The organism is Micromonospora sp. C28ISP2-4, assembly GCF_030519385.1.
GTDB lineage: Bacteria > Actinomycetota > Actinomycetes > Mycobacteriales > Micromonosporaceae > Micromonospora > Micromonospora tulbaghiae.
This window is the reverse complement of the sequence record NZ_JAUMKG010000007.1, coordinates 454,144-470,982: the sequence shown is the minus strand read 5'-3', so window position 1 is coordinate 470,982 and position 16,839 is coordinate 454,144. Positions and strand designations below refer to the sequence as shown.

12 protein-coding genes are annotated in these 16,839 nt (G+C 72.0%); 5 read left to right on the top strand and 7 right to left on the bottom strand.

All coding sequences use genetic code 11. The features are described from left to right. Nucleotides 1-46 precede the first annotated feature (46 nt). Both pulA and Q3W68_RS25645 read right to left on the bottom strand, forming a co-directional pair. The gene (gene pulA, locus Q3W68_RS25650; protein ID WP_302907875.1) at nucleotides 47-5,539 is read right to left on the bottom strand and encodes a pullulanase-type alpha-1,6-glucosidase; all 5,493 of its coding nucleotides are present in this window, start codon (nucleotides 5,537-5,539) and stop codon (nucleotides 47-49) included. Nucleotides 5,540-5,682: 143 nt separating this feature from the next. Beyond that, on the bottom strand, nucleotides 5,683-6,327 hold the full coding sequence (locus tag Q3W68_RS25645) for a cellulose binding domain-containing protein (RefSeq protein ID WP_302907874.1): 645 nt from the start codon (nucleotides 6,325-6,327) through the stop codon (nucleotides 5,683-5,685). 195 nt (nucleotides 6,328-6,522) lie between these two features. On the opposite strand from Q3W68_RS25645, the gene Q3W68_RS25640 reads away from it, so the two are divergent. Continuing rightward, entirely contained in the window at nucleotides 6,523-7,122 is a 600-nt protein-coding gene (locus Q3W68_RS25640) for a GNAT family N-acetyltransferase (RefSeq protein ID WP_302907873.1), read from the top strand. 39 nt (nucleotides 7,123-7,161) lie between these two features. On the opposite strand, the gene Q3W68_RS25635 is transcribed toward Q3W68_RS25640, so the two are convergent. Beyond that, the gene (locus tag Q3W68_RS25635) at nucleotides 7,162-7,815 is read right to left on the bottom strand and encodes a GPP34 family phosphoprotein (protein ID WP_302907872.1); all 654 of its coding nucleotides are present in this window, start codon (nucleotides 7,813-7,815) and stop codon (nucleotides 7,162-7,164) included. A 199-nt stretch (nucleotides 7,816-8,014) separates the two neighbouring features. Here Q3W68_RS25635 and Q3W68_RS25630 point away from each other — a divergent pair, with 199 nt between their 5' ends. Next, entirely contained in the window at nucleotides 8,015-9,526 is a 1,512-nt protein-coding gene (locus Q3W68_RS25630; RefSeq protein ID WP_302907871.1) for an APC family permease, read from the top strand. A gap of 52 nt (nucleotides 9,527-9,578) precedes the next feature. Here the strand turns inward: Q3W68_RS25630 and Q3W68_RS25625 are convergent, their stop codons facing one another. Then, nucleotides 9,579-9,968, bottom strand: a complete 390-nt coding sequence (locus Q3W68_RS25625; RefSeq protein ID WP_030274248.1) for a hypothetical protein — start codon at nucleotides 9,966-9,968, stop codon at nucleotides 9,579-9,581. Nucleotides 9,969-10,009: 41 nt separating this feature from the next. Beyond that, complete coding sequence (locus Q3W68_RS25620; protein ID WP_302907870.1) at nucleotides 10,010-10,762, bottom strand: hypothetical protein; 753 nt, start codon at nucleotides 10,760-10,762, stop codon at nucleotides 10,010-10,012. On the opposite strand from Q3W68_RS25620, the gene Q3W68_RS25615 reads away from it, so the two are divergent. Then, the gene (locus tag Q3W68_RS25615) at nucleotides 10,761-10,949 is read left to right on the top strand and encodes a hypothetical protein (RefSeq protein WP_141708223.1); all 189 of its coding nucleotides are present in this window, start codon (nucleotides 10,761-10,763) and stop codon (nucleotides 10,947-10,949) included. The genes Q3W68_RS25620 and Q3W68_RS25615 overlap by 2 nt on opposite strands. Nucleotides 10,950-10,990: 41 nt before the next feature. Further along, nucleotides 10,991-11,842, top strand: a complete 852-nt coding sequence (locus tag Q3W68_RS25610; RefSeq protein ID WP_302907869.1) for a hypothetical protein — start codon at nucleotides 10,991-10,993, stop codon at nucleotides 11,840-11,842. Between the two features lie 646 nt (nucleotides 11,843-12,488). Here Q3W68_RS25610 and Q3W68_RS25605 read toward each other — a convergent pair. Both Q3W68_RS25605 and Q3W68_RS25600 read right to left on the bottom strand, forming a co-directional pair. Continuing rightward, a complete protein-coding gene (locus tag Q3W68_RS25605; RefSeq protein ID WP_302907868.1) occupies nucleotides 12,489-13,142 on the bottom strand; it encodes a DedA family protein in 654 nt (217 codons plus the stop codon). Nucleotides 13,143-13,165: 23 nt separating this feature from the next. Beyond that, a complete protein-coding gene (locus Q3W68_RS25600; RefSeq protein WP_302907867.1) occupies nucleotides 13,166-13,522 on the bottom strand; it encodes a VOC family protein in 357 nt (118 codons plus the stop codon). Nucleotides 13,523-13,678: 156 nt separating this feature from the next. Here Q3W68_RS25600 and Q3W68_RS25595 point away from each other — a divergent pair, with 156 nt between their 5' ends. Further along, complete coding sequence (locus tag Q3W68_RS25595) at nucleotides 13,679-16,534, top strand: aconitate hydratase (RefSeq protein ID WP_302907866.1); 2,856 nt, start codon at nucleotides 13,679-13,681, stop codon at nucleotides 16,532-16,534. Nucleotides 16,535-16,839: the final 305 nt, after the last annotated feature.

Below are 16,839 nucleotides of genomic sequence, written 5' to 3'. Positions count from 1 at the left end.
GGCCCCCTGCCACGCGACGTGGCAGGGGGCCGGTCGGCCGTGTCGGTCAGCTCTGGACGAACACCGCCACGCTGCGCGCGGGCACGGTGAACGCGCCGGCGGCCCGGTCGAACGACGCGGTACGCAGCGCCGGGTCGGCCGAGTTCCGCAGCACCGGATGCAGCGCCACGTTCGCCCCGCGCAGCCCGGCGACTGTCTGCTTCGCCGTCTCCGGCGTGGCGTTGAACACGACTGTCACCGACTTCCACTTCCCGTCCAGCCCTCGCGCGTCGAGGGTCATGGTGAGCACGCCCGGGGTCTCAGTCGTCCCGGACAGCGGGAACGCCACCCGCTTCTGCACCTGCTCGGCGGTGTCGAGCCCGAACACCGGCGAGGACCGGCGCACGCGCAGCAGCTCCGCGTACCGGGCGTCGGCCAGGTCGATCGCCGCGCAGTCCGGCACCAGCGACGAATCGGCCAGCAGCGGCTTCGCGTACGACCACTTGTCCTTGTTGTCGGCCTCCGGCGGCAGGCCGGCGCCGAACCCGTTGCCCTGGGCGCAGTCCCACCGGATCTGGTTGAACCAGTCACCGGAGTTGTACGAGTTGCGGTCCAGCGACTTCGAGCGCAGCCGCTCCGAGCCGGTGGTCACGAACCCGGCGCCCTGCCCGAGCGCGGTGGTCGCCAGCGCGAGCACCTGCATCCGGGCCCGGTCCTGCGCCGAGGTCCCCTGCGGCAGCTTGTACGCCAGCGCGTCGTACAGGATCTCGTTGTCGTGCGCGTCGACGTAGGTGACCGCCTCGCCCGGCGCGGCGGTGTACCCGGCCGGGGCGCCGTTGTAGTCGACCTGGGCGCCGGTGACCCGCTTGCCGGTGGAGTCGGTGAACCGGTAGCCGCGCAGGTTCCCGGTCAGCCCCACCTTGATCAGGTCGTGCTGGTGCAGCAGCCGGGCCCGCTGCTCGGCGGCGGAGCCGTTCACGTCGTCGCCGTTGGGGTCGGTGTAGAGGCCGGAGGCGAAGCCCTGCACCCGCGGGTTGGCGTCGAACGGGCCGCCGCCGCGCACCGCGTCGCGGAGCCGGTCGTTGAACGTGCCGACGCCAGTGCCGGCCATGTTGGCCTGGGTGGCCTGGGTGAACCGGGCGTCGTCGGCGACCTCGCCGAAGTTCCAGCCCTCGCCGTACAGCAGGATCTTCCGGCCGTCCACGCCGTCGCGGGCCAGCGTGAGCTTGTCCAGCGCGGCCCGTACGGCCAGGATGTTCGCCTTCGGGTGGTGGCCCATCAGGTCGAACCGGAAACCGTCCACCTTGTACGCCTTGGCCCAGGTGACGAGCGAGTCCACCACGAGCTTGCCCATCATGGCGTGCTCCGGGGCGGTGTTGGCGCAGCAGGTCGAGTTGGCGACGGTCCCGTCCTCCAGCAGCCGGTGGTAGTAGCCCGGCACCACCTGGTCGAGCACCGACTTCGGGTCGATGCCGGCCGCCGAGGTGTGGTTGTAGACCACGTCCATGACCACCCGCAGGCCGGCCTTGTTCACCCCGGCGACCATCTGGCGGAACTCGGTGGTGCGCTTCGCGCCGTTCGGGTCGACGGCGTACCCGCCCTCGGGCACCGTGTAGTGCAGCGGGTCGTACCCCCAGTTGTAGCCGTCGGCGCCGGCGACCGCCGCGACGCACTTCTGCTGCTCGTCGGAGTCCGGCGGCAGCGCGGCCAGGTCGCAGGCCGGCCGGGCCTGGTCGGCCCGCTTCTCCGGGATGGTGGAGAAGTCGAAGGCCGGCAGCAGGTGCAGGTGGTTGACCCCGGCGTCGCCGAGCTTGCGCAGGTGCTTCATGCCTGCCGTGTCCGGGTCGGTGAACGCCAGGTAGGTGCCCCGCCGTTCGGCCGGGACCGTGGTGTCGGCGATGGAGAAGTCGCGTACCGACAGCTCGGAGATCTGGACCTTCGACGCCGGCGGGGCGGCCGGCTTGCGCAGGTTCGCCCAGCCGGCCGGCGCGAGCGCCGGGTCGGTCAGGTCGACGATCTGGCTGTGCGTGGAGTTCGCCGCGAGCGCCACCGAGTACGGGTCGGTCACCGACGCGGTGACCATCTTCTGCGTGGCCGGCTGCCACGCCTGCACCCGGTAGCGGTAGTAGCGGCCGTTCCACGCCTTCGTGCCGCGGACCGACCAGACGCCGGTGCGGTCGTCGCGGCGCATCGCCACGCTTGTCGGCTGGGCCGTAGGCGAGTCGAACAGCTCCAGCGACACGGTCCGCGCGGTCGGCGCCCACACCGCGAGGGTGGGCACCCGGCCGGCGAACGTCGGGCCGAGCTTCGCGCCGGTCGCCGCCGCGTAGACGTCGTCGAGCACGCCGGGGATCTGCACGCCGGTGGCGGCGAGCAGCGCGCCCTCGGCGTCCCGCTCGGTGACCACGATCTGGCCGCGCAGCGCCGCGGGCACCTCGGCCAGGTCGGCGCGGTCGAGCGTGAAGGCGCGCGAGGCCCAGAGATGGGGGTACGCCTGCCGTTGCGCCTCGGTCAGCCCGTTGCGCTGCGCCCGCAGCGGGATCGTGGTGTACGTGCCGGTCAGCTCACCGTCGGCGAGGCCGATCCCGCCAGCCGGGGCGACTGCCAGCGCGTACCGCCTGCCGTCGGTCGGCCCGGTCGGCCAGGCGACAGTGGCCCTGTCGATCCAGTGCGCCTTCTGCTTGGTGAGGTCGAGGTCCTTGGCGGCGCCGGACGTGGTGGTCGGCAGCAGCCGTCCCTTCACGCCGCCGAGCAGCCACACCTCGCGTCCGGCGCTGGCGAAGTCGAGCCGCTGGTCCTCGGGCTGGTCCTTCTCGTCGCCTCGGTGGATGATGTAGCTCAGCCCTGCCGCTCCGGCGGCCAGGGGCACGCGGAACACCGCGCCGTACGCGTCGATCTTCTCCGGCCTGAGCGGGGCGGCCCAGTCGGTCGGGTTGGCCGCGCCGTCCCACAGGTGCAGGCCCCAGCCGTCGTAGTTCCCGTCGGCCTTGCGCCAGTGGATAAGCGCGGTGTTCTGGTCGACGGGCGGGTCGGGTTCGCCGGTGGCGGCCTGCCGCGTCGGGTAGACCGCCGGGTCGCCCTGCTTGACCCAGACCTCGCCGGTCGCCGTCACGTCGACGGTGCGGTCGTTCGCGACGTCCTTGTTGCCGTCGCCGTCGATCACGAGGAACCCGACGGTCTTCGCGCCGGGCTTGAGCTTGACCCAGGCGAACCGGCCGTACGAGTCCTCACCGGCGAACGGCTGCCCGGCGGGCCACTGCGTCACGTACGCCGGGTCGATGTCGCCCCAGGCGTAGAGCCGCCAGTCGTCGTACCCGCCGGCCGGGCGCTGGTAGTGCACGATCGCCCAGTCCCGCGACGCACCCTGCGCCGGGGTGCCGACGGTGCCGGTGGCGCGGGCGGTGGCGGTGCGGCCCTTGCCGTCGCGGACCACCGCCTTGTACTCCACGCGGGTGCCGCCGGGCAGGCCGGTCAGGTCGTGGTGCACGGTGTACGGCGCACGCTGCGCGGCGCCCAGCAGCGTCCACTTGCCGCCCGCGACCCGGGCGGCGAACGTGACGGTGGCGAGCGGGTCGCCGGTGACCTGGGCGGTGACGGCGACCTTGCCGGGAACCGGATCGTCGCCCGGCTCGGTGATCGTGATCTTCGGTGCGCCGGCCTGCGGGATCGACCGGTCGGCCTTCAGCACCAGCGCCGACATCGCCGGCACGGTGACGCTCAGCTTGCCGTCCGCGCCGGCCGTCGCTGCGGCGGCGCCGCCGTACACGCCGGTGAAGCGGGCGCCGGCCGACCAGGTGTCCACCGTGACAGTCTGCGGTGTCGCGGCGTTGTTCACCGCCGCCACGTACTCGATCCGGTCGGACGGCAGGACGCGGGAGAACGCGAAGACGCCCGGCCCGTCGGCCGCGTACCGGGTCACCTGCACGCCGTCGCGCAGCGCCGGGTGCGCCGACCGCAGCTCGCCCAGTTCGGCGATGGTCCGGTAGAGCGGGTGGCGGGTGTCGTACTGGTCGGCGGCGTGGGTACGGGTGGTGCCGATCAGGTCGTCGTCGAGGTAGTCGGCGGTCCGCGAGGCGAACATGTCCTGCCGGGCGTCCTTGTCACCGCCCGGTCCGGTGAAGCCCTGCTCGTCGCCGGAGTAGACGACCGGCTGGCCGCGGGTGAGGAACATCAGCTGGTGGGCGAGCCGGCTGCGGTTCAGCTGGGCGGCGTCGTCACCGCCGGCGGCGGCGACGAACGAGCCGATCCGGCCCATGTCGTGGTTGCCCAGGAACGTGGTGAGCCGGTTGGCGTTCGTGTCGCGCGCGGAGTACAGGTCGTCCTTGGCGTAGACGTCGGCGAGCGCCTTGGCCGAGCCGTCGGCGGCGGCGTAGCCGCGTGCCGCCTCCTGGAACGAGAAGTCGAGCGTGGCGGGCAGCCCGCCCTGCCGCACGTAGGTCGACTGGATCTCCTGCTCGGCGCTGTAGACCTCGCCGAACATGAAGAAGTCCTTCTTGCCGGCCTTCGCGGCGGCGGCGTCGATGCCGCGGGCGAACTGCGGCCAGAAGTCGAGGTTGGCGTGCTTGACCGTGTCGAGGCGGAACCCGTCCACGCCGGCCTTGCCGATCCACTGGGCGTAGATGTCGGTCATGCCGCGCACCACCTCGGGACGCTCGGTCCACAGGTCGTCGAGGCCGAAGAAGTCGCCGTACTCGCTGTTCTCGCCGGCGAACGTGGAGTCACCGCGGTTGTGGTACATGGTCGGGTCGTTCAGCCACGCCGGTACCTTGACCTTCGCGTCGGCCGGGGTGGCGAACACCGGGGTGTACGGGAACGACTTCTCGTCGACCGCCGGGAACCTCCGGGTGCCGTCGGCGTAGTTGCGGTCCTCGAAGGGGCGTCCCTGCGCGTCGCGGTAGGGGGCGGTCTTCTTGTCCACGTAGCCGTACTTGTCCTCGGCGTACCGGATGACGTCGGCGGTGTGGTTGACGATGATGTCGAGGTAGACCTTGATGCCCCGCCGGTGGGCCAGGTCGACCAGCTTCTTCAGTTCGGCGTTGGTGCCGAAGTGCGGGTCGACCTGGGTGAAGTCGGTGATCCAGTAGCCGTGGTAGCCGGCCGAGACGTCCGCGCCGGTGCCCTGCACCGGACGGTTCTTGAAGATCGGCGCGAGCCAGATGGCTGTGGTGCCGAGGCCCTGGATGTAGTCCATCCGGTCGATCAGGCCCTTGAGGTCGCCACCGTGGTAGAAGCCCTTGTCCGTCGGGTCGAGGCCGGTGGTGAGCCGGCCGCCGGTCAGGCCGCCGGTGTCGTTGCGCTTGTCGCCGTTGGCGAAGCGGTCCGGCAGGACGAAGTAGAACTGCTCCGCCTTCTTGGTGCCGGTGGCGGCCTTGAGAAGCGCGTCGGGGGACGGCTCGCGGTTCCACTGCGGAGCGTTGCCGGCGGCGAGGACGTCGGGGGCGGCGGCCGGGGCGGCGTCGGCGCCGAGCTGGTGGAGGGCCACCGGCACGCCGACGAGAGTGAGTACGAGGGAGGTGACCAGGGCGAGCAGCGCCTTGGGGGATATCGGCGGCGGTTTCATCGACGGCCTTTCTCTGGTCGCTGATTCGCCCGCACGCTAGCCCTTGCCGAAACATTCTGCAATACCTTGCAAACCATGCCGCAACAAAGCAGTCACCTTGCAAGAGGAGGCATCCGACGCCGGCCCCTACCGGGCCGCGCGGTCTAGCGTTCGGCGCAGGGTGTGCCGTCGACGGTGCAGCTCACCGGCCGGATGCCGGCCCGCTCGATGTGGAACCGCACCGGCAGGGACTGCCCGGGAGCAAGGTCGAACCCGCTGCGGTAGGTGAGCACGCCGTCGTCGAAGCGGAACACGCCCTGCTCGGCGCCCTCGACCCAGGCGGTGACCAGCCGGCCACCCGGGAACACCGCGCGCACCGTCCAGCCCTGCGGCGTACGCGCGGTGTTGACCAGCAGCACCTCACCGATGAAGCCGCCGTCGAAGACGCTCGGCACGCTGTACCGGCCGGTCACCGCCGACGGCGGCGTCGGAGAAGGTGTCGGAGGCAGCACCGGCCGGGCCACGCCCCGGGGGCTGGGGGTCGGCGCGGCCGGAGTCGGCCGGGCGGGCAGCACCGTGGACCGGGGCGACAGGCCCGGCACCACCGCAGCGGTGGCGGAGACCGGCGGCGGGCCGGTGGGGGTGACCGCCTCGGACGTCGGCGGGACCTGCGGCAGCGACATCACCGGATCCGCCGGGCCGGCCGCCGGGAACGTCCGCCGGCCCCGCACCGAACCGAGCGCCACCACCAGCAGGACCACCATCACGACCACGCCCGCGGCGACGAGGATCCAGGGGGACGAGGTCATGGCGGCCCCGGGTTGCGGGCCGGGACGACGCGTGCGGGGCATGGTCCTCCTGTCGGGGTCCGGGCCAGCGTAGCCACCCGGACCGGGTCGCGGCGAGCATCGCGGTCGACCCCTGCCGCCCGGCCTGGACACCTGATACCTTGCACGCCGATCAATGACCACAATGGCTCGTCGAGCCGGTAGGACGGATAGCCAGTGACTGAGTGGCAGGGCAACATCCGGCGCGCGTCCGCTGAGGACGCCGCTGTCGTGACCGCGATCCTCGCCGAGGCGTTCATGCGGGATCCGGTGAGCGGCTGGGTCTTCCCGGCCGACGACCACCGCGCACAGGTCCATCCCGCCTTCTTCGGACCGTTCGTCGCGCTGGCGCTGCGTACCGGTGAGGTGCACATCGCCGGTGACGGGCTGGGCGTCACGCTCTGGCTGCCCACCGGCGAGGGGCACGACGCCGAGGACGGCGGCGAGTTCGACGGGATGGAGACCGCGATCGGCGCGGAGGCCATGAAGCGGTTCGGCACGCTCGACGAGATGATGAGCGCCCGGCACCCCGGCGAGCCGCACTGGTACCTGCCCTTCATCGGGGTGCACCCGGACCATCACGGCAAGGGCGTCGGGTCGGCGCTGCTGCGTAACAAGCTGGCCGAGCTGGATCAGGCCGGCACCGCGGCCTACCTGGAGGCCAGTTCGCCGCGCAACGCCGCGCTCTACGAGCGGCTCGGGTTCCGGCGCCGCCCGGTCACGCTGGATCTGCCGGAGGGCCCCAGCCTCTACCCGATGTGGCGCGACCCGGCCTGACCGGTACCGTCCCGCCCCGGCCTCACCCGGGGCGGGACGTCATCGCCGTACCGTCGTGGTGGTGACGTCGAGCGCGCCCACGACGGCGGCGAGCAGCCCTTCGAGCTGAGCCGGCAGGAACCGGCGGCAGTCACGCATCCGCGTGGCCACCTGCGGATCGAAGATGTGCGTGGCCAGCCCGACCGCCTCCGCGAGCGTCGCCAGCAGCAGCGTCCCCGGGTCCAGCTCGGCCGGGGACGAGTGCATCAGCATCGCGGTCAGCCGCACCCGCGGCGAGGCCGCCTGGTTCGGGTCGATGGCCGGCCAGCGCACCGTCCGGCCGATCAGCTTGCCCTGCTCGCGGCGGAGCACGCCGGCGGTGACCAGCCGGGTGCCCACCCGCTCGTTGATGTTGAGCTGGGTCCGCAGGTAGCGGATCCACAGCCGGGCCGGATGCGCCCCCTCGCGGCGCAGGATCTCGGTGATCAGCAGGTCGGTGAGCGGCTCCTGCCACAGCCGCGGGTCGACGGCGGCGATCCCCCCTCCGTCGAGGGCGATCCGGCCCTCGAACATCAGCTCGGCCAGCGCGGCGCCGGCCAGCCCGCACTCCAACCGGTCGACAGCGACGTGCGGCTTGCCGGTGAACTCGTCGTGTCCGATAAGGAACAGCGCATCCGCAAGCCGGTAAGTGGCCTGCGCCCCGGGGTAGGTCATGGTCCATCCTCGAACGGTGGCCGTGATCGTCGACACGGGACGGTACGGCATGACCACGCACAGCTCAATTCCGGCCGTTCAGGCGCACCCCAATCGATATCGAAGTGGGGTTGTCACGATACGTGATCACCAATACCCTGCTTCAGGTTGTTCCGAAGTAGACACATCAATTCCCTCACCCCCCTCCCCTGGAGAAGCCTTGTCCTCCGATCCGTTCTTCTCCGACGGTGGGCTGCGCCGCGGTCGTCTCGGCACCGCTCACCTCGTCTTCTTCACCGTCGCCGCGTCCGCCCCGCTGACCGTTCTCGGCGGTGGTGTCACCACCATGTACGCGGTCAGCGGCAACATCGGCGCCGCGCTCGGATACGTGCTCCTCGCCGCCGTGCTCGCCGTCTTCGCCACCGGCTACGCCGCGATGAGCCGGTACGTCGCCAACGCGGGCGCGTTCTACGCGTACATCGCCAACGGCCTCGGCCGGGCCGGCGGGGTGGCCGGCTCGGCTGTCGCGCTCGCGGCGTACAACGCGATCCAGATCGGTCTGTACGGCCTGCTCGGTCAGATCCTCGGCGACTTCATGGACGCCAAGGCCGGCATCAGCCTCGACTGGTGGGTCTGGGCGCTGCTGGCCTGGGTCTTCATCGGCGCGCTCGGCGTGCTGCGCATCGACCTCAACGCCACGGTCCTCGCGGTGCTGCTCATCCTCGAGTGCGTGGCCGTGCTGATCTTCGACCTGGTCGCCTTCGCCAACCCCGACGGCGGCACCGTCACCACCGCCGGCATCAGCCCCGGCCACCTGTTCGGCGCCGGCTTCGGCGCGGTACTCGCGTTCACCATCGCCTCCTTCACCGGCTTCGAGAGCGGCGCCATCTACAGCGAGGAGGTCAAGGATCCGCGGCGCACCGTGGCCCGGGCCACCTACATCGCGGTGGCGTTCACCGGTCTGTTCTACGCCTTCTCGGCCTGGGCGCTGACGGTGCTCACCGGTCCGGAGAACGCCCCGGCGGCCAGTGCCGAGGCGGGTCCGGGCATCATCTTCGGCGCGCTCGACCAGTACACCGGCGCCGTCGTCGCGGACATCGCCAACGTCCTGTTCATCACCAGCGTGCTGGCCGCCCTGCTGTCGTTCCACAACGGTGTGGCGCGTTACCTGTTCGCGCTGGGCCGGGAGCGGGTGCTGCCGCGCTTCCTCGGCGCCACCTCCAGCCGCAGCGGCGCGCCGGTGGCGGGCTCGCTGGTGCAGAGCGTCCTCGCCGTGGTGGTGTTCCTGGCGTTCGCGATGACCGGCCGCGACCCGGTCATCGACCTGTTCACCTGGCTGTCCGGCGCCGCGGCGGTCGGCGTCGTACTGCTGATGACGCTCACCTCGGCCTCCGTGGTGGGCTTCTTCCGGGGCCGTCAGGGCCCGGAGAGCGCGTGGCAGCGGGCGATCGCCCCGGCACTCGGCACGGTCCTGCTCACCGTCGTGCTGCTGGTGCTGCTGTTCAACTTCGACGCGCTGCTCGCCCCCGACACCGCGAGCTACCTGAAGTGGCTGCTGCCCGCGATCCCGGTGGCGGCGGGCGTGGTCGGCCTGATCTGGGGCGCGATCCTGCGCACCAGCCGGCCGGAGACGTACCGCCGGATCGGCCAGGTCACCGAGGAGGGCCTGCACGAGCCCGGCCTGCACCCGGCCCCCGAGGCCGACCGCTGGGCCGGCGCCCACCACCGCTGACGTCAGTCGGTGCGGCGGCCGGCCCGCGGGGCCGGCCGCCGCACCACCACGATCAGGCGGTACGGATGACTGTGCAGATCACCGGACCGTCCTCGGTGGTGCGCAGCAGGTATCGGTAGCGCTCGCCGGGCACCGCGCCGCCCTGGCTGTCCAGGAACTCCCAGCGCACCGCCACCTCGGTGAGCAGCGCCGAGATCTGCTGCACGTCCTCGATCTGCGCGTTCGCCGCGACGAGTTCGCGCTCCTGGTAGTCCGGCGCGGCGCCGACGAAACTGAGCGCCACCGCCGCCGGCGAGGTGAACGAGAAGCTGTAGGTGTCGGCGACCACCAGGCCCGGCAGGGCGTAGCAGCCGGCGATGGCCGGCACGTCGGCGGTGGTCAGCGCCACGCCGTACCGGTCGAAGAAGTCGGTGAGCGTGTCGAGGTCGGTGGAAGCCGTCACGACGCTCCTCATTACCGGCCCGCGCCTGCGGCAAACCTTCCTCAGCGCGGCGGGATCCGCACCTCGATCTCGGCACCGAGGTGCGCGCCGCCGCGCAGCGCCAGGTCGTCGCCGCTCCAGAACCGGCCCGGGTCGTACCAGTTGGGCCGCCGCCCGGCGGGCAGCAGACCCATCGCCTCGTAGGTCACCGCGACCACCTCCGCGCAGTACGCCGTCTCCAGCGCGGCGGCGTTCTCCCTGCCGGCGTCGCCGGTCCCGCTCGTGTCGCCGCTGTCGCCGGTCTTCTGCTGGTTGCCGATCGCGCCCCTGTCGCCGGTCCTGCCCCGGTTGCCGATCTCGCCCAGCAGGCCGCCGAGGCTCAGCCGGCGCGGGTGCGGCAGCCGGCCCCGCGCCCACCGCCAGGCGAGCTGCGCGGTGGACGGGAACGGCGTCCCGTCCAGGCGAGCCACGGTACGCAGCACCGCCTCCTCCATCGCCGCGTCGGCCGGTGGTTCGAGCTGGCGCAGCCAGCCCCGCTGGCCGTACCGGTTGGCCCAGACGCAGACCGCGTCCCGCAGGTCGTGCAGCTGCACGCCGCGCTGGTGCGTGCCGGTCCACATGTCCGGCAGCGAACGGCCCAGCTCGGCGTGCCACATCAGCGGCGGCATGTCGTCGAGCACCACCGCCATGCCCACGTGGTTCACCGGGCTGTTCGTGGTGAGCTGGATGGCCCGGTCGGGCACGCTGCGTCCGCGGAACACCCACAGGTCGCCGGTACGGGTCAGCTCCACGGCCTCGTCCAGGCTGATGCTCATGGAGGACTACCCTATGCGGATGCGGCAACGGATGCGGTGGTGGAAGGTACTCGGTCTCGCGGGTCTCGCCGGCGTCGCGGCGACCGGAGTGGTGGTGGCGCGGGCCGAACGGCGGCGCCGGGCGTACACCCCGGAGGAGATCCGGGACCGGCTGCGCGAGCGGCACGCCAAGGCCTCCTCGTCCTGACCGGACAGTCGGGGGCGGCGGATTCTCCTACCATCGCAACGATGGGAACCGTTTTCTGGGAGAGCCCGTTCGTCCTCGATCCCCCACCGGCAGCCGTTGAGCGGCACGGCGACGTCGACCTGCACGTGCCCACCGGCGACGGCCGGCATCCCGCGGTCGTCGTCGTGCACGGCGTTCCGGGACCGCCCGAGGCGCCCGACGCGCGGGACTGGCCGCTCTACCGGGGCTACGGCGCGCTGCTCGCCGAGGCGGGCGTGCTGGCCGCGATCCCCCGGCTCACCGTGGCGAGCCCGGACGACCTGTACACGGTCGCCGCCCGGGTGGCCGCCGCCGCCGAACTGCTCCGCGCCGACCCGCGCGTCGACCCCGACCGGCTCGGCCTCTGGTTCTTCTCCGGCGCCGGCCTGCTGCTCGGCGACTGGCTCCGCGACCCGCCCGCCTGGCTGCGCGGCGTGGCCGCGACCTATCCGCTGCTGGCCCCGCTGCCCGGATGGCCCCCGGTGGACCCGCGCTTCCGCCCGATCGACACCCTCGACCAGTCCGCGGCTCAGGACGCCGCCGCTGCGTCCGGCACGGCCTCCCCCGAGAACGCCGGCGTCGACCCCACTCGGCCGGACGCGACCTCTCCCGACGCCGCGACCGTCGACGGCGCGCAGGCGGAGGGCGCGGCACGGCCGACGCTCGTGCTGACCCGGGCCGGGTGGGAGCGGCCCGAAGTCGCTCCCACCGTCGAGGCGTTCACGGCTGTCGCGCGGCGGCGCGGCGTCCCGTTGTGCGTGGTGGACGTGCCGAACGGACAGCACGGATTCGACGCGCTGGACCACACCGAGGAGTCCCGGGCCGCCGTCCGCACCGCCCGCGACACCTTGGTCACCCTGCTCACCGCCCCCTGACCCCCACCGCCGGCCCGCACCGAGATCCCGCCCTCATCCCCACCGCCACTTCCCACTTCCCACTTCCCAGGATCACCGTCCCGCAAGGCGGAACGCACACAAGATCTTGGTAGGAAACGGCCCTCATAGGGGCCGTTTCCTACCAAGATCTCGACCACCCCACGGGCAACCGCCCCCCCACCGCGTCGATCATGAAGTTAGCGGCGACAAATCGGGCACCAGCCACCGCTAACCTCATGGTCAACGGCGCAGAGCAGTGCGGGGCATTGCGCGTATCCGTTAACCCCACTCACCCGGCACAGCGGTCCACCCCGCCGGCCCTGCCCCGCCGCCGGGTTGGGCGCCCCTCGCCCATCCGGCCCGAACTGCCCGCCTTCCCGGCCCACCCCGGTCAGCCACGCCCCTCCCCCGGCCGACCCGGCCTACCCCGCCCGCCCCCCAATCCGCCTCGGTGATCAAGGGGTTTGTGTCACTGGGGAGAGCCCTCACAGGACACAAACTCCTTGATCACCGAGGCGGGGGCGAGGGCGAGCCGAGGCGAGCCGAGGCGAACCGGTACGAGGGAGAGTGCTGTGCGGTCCTGGACCGTGATGTCCTGGGGGCGCTGGACCGGGCCGCCCGCCTTCAATCGGCCGGGGGAAGCCGGTCAGCGGTCGGCTGCGGGGACCGGATCGGGCTGGTCGGGGGCCTCGGACGGGTCCAGGCGCTTGGCTCGGCGGCGCAGCCACGCGGTGCTGACCACGCCGGCCAGTACGGCCAGCACCAGCCCGGCCCAGGAGATGTCCTTGAGCCAGTGCTCGGCGGCCTGCCCCAGATAGAACAGCAGGTAGGTGGTGCCGAACGCCCAGACCAGCCCGCCCGCGGCGTTCGCGACCAGGAACCGGCGGTACGGCACGCGCAGCGCCCCGGCGAGCGGCCCGGCGAGGATGCGCAGCAGCGCGACGAACCGCCCGAAGAACACCGCCCAGACGCCGTGCCGGGCGAAGCTCAGCTCGGCGCGGGCCAGGTGTGCCGGGCCCAGGTGTTTCGGGAAGCGCCGGCCGAGCCGTTCCAGCAGGGGGCGGCCACCGCGCCGGCCCACGGCGTACCCGATGGAGTCGCCGACGATGGCGCCGGTCGCCGCGGCGGCGGCCACCCACTCGGGCGCGACGGCGCCGGTGGCGGCGAGCAGCGCGGCGCTGACCAGCACGATCTCGCCGGGCAGTGGGATGCCCATGCTCTCCACGCCGATCACGCCGCCCACGAGCAGGCAGATCAGGGCCGGCGGGAGCGCGGCGAGCCAGTGCTGTACGTCGACCACCCGCCGACCCTACCCGCGCCCGGTCAGCCCGCGGGGGCCAGGAACTCCAGCCGGTTGCCGTGCGGGTCGTACGTGTGGAACCGCCGCATGCCGGGAATCTCGTCGTCGCCCCAGGTCACGGCGTGCCCGGCGGCTTGCAGGCGGGCAGCCAGCTCGTCCAGGTCGGGGCGCAGCAGCGCGGGGTGCGCCTTGCGGGCGGGACGGAAGTCGTCCTCGACGCCCAGGTGCAGTTCGGCGTCGTACCCGGTGAACCAGCAACCACCGCGGGCGGCCAGGGCCGGGGGCTTGGGCTTCTCGGTGAGGCCGAGCAGCCCGGCGTAGAAGGAGCGGGACGCGTCCTCGGAGCCGCGGGGGCAGGCGAGCAGGACGTGATGGATCATGGTGGCACCTCCTCGTCCCGCAGCGTGGCACGAGGTTGCACGAATAGCAAGACGGACGTACGGTTTTGTAGAGACCGACGCAGGTAAGTGTTGCCTAAGCACGGCAGCGCTCCGGTCGGTGCGACAAACTGCTCAGGACTACTCACGGTCGCTGGTGTGAAGGAGTACGACGTGGCGAGCCTCGACACCTTCGGTGCGAAGACCCAGCTACGCGTCGGAGACGCGAGCTACGAGATTTTCAGGATCGACAAGGTGGAGGGCCACGAGCGGCTGCCCTACAGCTTGAAGATCCTGCTGGAGAACCTGCTGCGGACCGAGGACGGCGCGAACATCACCGCCGACCACATCCAGCAGCTCGGCGCGTGGGACGCCACCGCCGACCCGAGCGTGGAGATCCAGTTCACCCCGGCCCGGGTGCTGATGCAGGACTTCACCGGCGTGCCCTGCGTGGTCGACCTGGCAACCATGCGCGAGGCGGTCCGTGACCTGGGCGGCGACGCCACCAAGGTCAACCCCCTCGCTCCGGCCGAGCTGGTCATCGACCACTCGGTCATCGCCGACCTGTTCGGCCGCGAGGACGCCTTCGAGCGCAACGTCGAACTGGAGTACGAGCGCAACAAGGAGCGCTACCAGTTCCTGCGCTGGGGCCAGACCGCGTTCAACGAGTTCAAGGTCGTCCCGCCGGGCACCGGCATCGTGCACCAGGTAAACATCGAGTACCTGGCTCGTACGATCATGGAGCGCAACGGCCAGGCGTACCCGGACACGGTCGTCGGCACCGACTCGCACACCACCATGGTCAACGGCCTGGGCGTGCTGGGCTGGGGCGTCGGCGGCATCGAGGCCGAGGCCGCGATGCTCGGCCAGCCGGTCAGCATGCTGATCCCCCGCGTCGTCGGCTTCAAGCTCTCCGGTGAGATGCCGGCCGGCACCACCGCCACCGACCTGGTGCTGACCATCACCGAGATGCTGCGCAAGCACGGCGTGGTCGGCAAGTTCGTCGAGTTCTACGGCCCGGGCGTCAGCGCGGTGCCGCTGGCGAACCGAGCCACCATCGGCAACATGTCACCCGAGTACGGCTCGACCGTGGCGATCTTCCCGATCGACGCCGAGACCGTCCGCTACCTGGAGCTGACCGGCCGCGACGCGTCCCAGGTGGCGCTGGTCGAGGCGTACGCCAAGGAGCAGGGCCTCTGGCACGACCCGGAGCGCGAGCCGGAGTACTCCGAGCGCCTGGAGCTGGACCTGAGCACCATCGAGCCGTCCCTGGCCGGCCCGAAGCGCCCGCAGGACCGGGTGCCGCTGGGCAGCGCCAAGACGCTGTTCCGCGCCGCGCTCAGCGACTACGTGGCCGCCGACGAGACCGGTGGCGACCCGGGCCGCAAGCCCGGCGTGCCGCAGCAGGAGAAGCCGTTCGGCGCCGACGGCCCGGCCGACGAGGCGTCGGCCGAGTCCTTCCCGGCCAGCGACTCCCCCGCCAACGGGATCAACGACCCGGCGGACGCGCCGCGCGACCTGGAGACCGCCGCGGTGGGCGCGGGCGGCCGGGCCACCAATCCGGTACGCGTGACCGGCGCCGACGGCGTCGAGTACGAGCTGGACCACGGCGCCGTGGTGATCGCCGCGATCACCTCCTGCACCAACACCTCGAACCCGCAGGTCATGATCGGTGCCGCGCTGCTGGCCCGCAACGCGGTGGAGAAGGGCCTGGCCCGCAAGCCGTGGGTGAAGACCACCCTGGCGCCGGGCTCGAAGGTCGTCATGGACTACTACGACCGTGCCGGCCTCACCCCGTACCTGGAGAAGCTCGGCTTCAACCTGGTCGGCTACGGCTGCACCACCTGCATCGGCAACTCCGGCCCGCTGCCGGAGGAGGTCTCCGCCGCCGTCAACGACGGTGACCTCGCAGTCGTGTCGGTGCTGTCCGGCAACCGCAACTTCGAGGGCCGGATCAACCCGGACGTCAAGATGAACTACCTGGCGTCGCCGCCGCTGGTGGTCGCGTACGCGCTCGCCGGCACCATGGACATCGACCTGGCGAACGAGCCGATCGGCGAGGACGCCCAGGGCAACCCGGTGTTCCTGCGGGAGATCTGGCCGAACAGCGCCGAGATCCAGGACGTCATCGCCTCCGCGATCGGCGCGACCGGCTTCAGCGCCGCGTACGCCGACGTGTTCGCCGGTGACGAGCGCTGGCAGTCGCTGCCGACCCCGACCGGCGACACGTTCTCCTGGGACGGCGAGTCGACGTACGTGCGCAAGCCCCCGTACTTCGAGGGCATGCAGCAGGAGCCGACCCCGGTCCAGGACATCGCCGACGCGCGGGTGCTGGCCAAGCTGGGCGACTCGGTGACCACCGACCACATCTCCCCGGCCGGCTCGATCAAGGCGGACTCCCCCGCCGGCAAGTACCTGGCCGAGCACGGCGTGGCCCGGCACGAGTTCAACTCGTACGGCTCCCGCCGCGGCAACCACGAGGTGATGATCCGGGGCACGTTCGCCAACATCCGGCTGCGCAACCAGCTCGTCCCGGGCGTGGAGGGCGGCTTCACCGTCAACCACCTGACCGGCGAGCAGACCTCGATCTACGACGCCTCGATGGCCTACCAGGAGGCGGGCGTCCCGCTGGTCATCCTGGCCGGCAAGGAGTACGGCTCCGGCTCGTCGCGTGACTGGGCCGCAAAGGGCACCATGCTGCTGGGCGTGAAGGCGGTCATCGCCGAGTCGTACGAGCGGATCCACCGCTCGAACCTGATCGGCATGGGCGTGCTGCCGCTGCAGTTCCCGGGCGGCGAGACCGCCGAGTCGCTGGGCCTGACCGGCACGGAGACGTTCTCGATCAGCGGCGTCACCGCGCTGAACGACGGCGACACCCCGCGCACGGTGAAGGTCACCACCGACACCGGTGTGGAGTTCGACGCCGTGGTCCGCATCGACACCCCGGGTGAGGCGGACTACTACCGGCACGGCGGCATCCTGCAGTACGTGCTGCGCCGCATGATCGCCAGCTGAGTTCGCATGTAAGGAAGGGCCCCTTCTTAACAGACGTCTGTTAAGAAGGGGCCCTTCCTTACATCTCAGCGCAGGCGGAGCGCGACGGCGCGTGCCTCGGCGTCGGTGAGCGGCAGGAACCACGGCGCGGCGGGCGGCGTCGGTGGGCGCGGCCCGCAGAGTCGGGCACGGTCAGGGCTCGCCGCAGCGGTCGCAGCGCCAGGCCGGACCGCGCGCGCGGTGGCCGGTCAGCGGCAGCACCACCCGGGGGTACGCCGATGTGGGTGTCGGTTCGGTCATACCTCCACCGCGCCGACGGTGCCCGA

What these genes read in the sequence shown, in the direction of transcription:
- Q3W68_RS25645 (WP_302907874.1), bottom strand. Translation starts at nt 6,327, where the DNA reads ATGACCTCGTCCCCCTGGATCCTCGTCGCCGCGGGCGTGGTCGTGATG.
- Q3W68_RS25615 (WP_141708223.1), top strand. Translation starts at nt 10,761, where the DNA reads ATGGAGGACTACCCTATGCGGATGCGGCAACGGATGCGGTGGTGGAAG.
- pulA (WP_302907875.1), bottom strand. Translation starts at nt 5,539, where the DNA reads ATGAAACCGCCGCCGATATCCCCCAAGGCGCTGCTCGCCCTGGTCACC.
- Q3W68_RS25635 (WP_302907872.1), bottom strand. Translation starts at nt 7,815, where the DNA reads ATGACCTACCCCGGGGCGCAGGCCACTTACCGGCTTGCGGATGCGCTG.
- Q3W68_RS25610 (WP_302907869.1), top strand. Translation starts at nt 10,991, where the DNA reads ATGGGAACCGTTTTCTGGGAGAGCCCGTTCGTCCTCGATCCCCCACCG.
- Q3W68_RS25600 (WP_302907867.1), bottom strand. Translation starts at nt 13,522, where the DNA reads ATGATCCATCACGTCCTGCTCGCCTGCCCCCGCGGCTCCGAGGACGCG.
- Q3W68_RS25620 (WP_302907870.1), bottom strand. Translation starts at nt 10,762, where the DNA reads ATGAGCATCAGCCTGGACGAGGCCGTGGAGCTGACCCGTACCGGCGAC.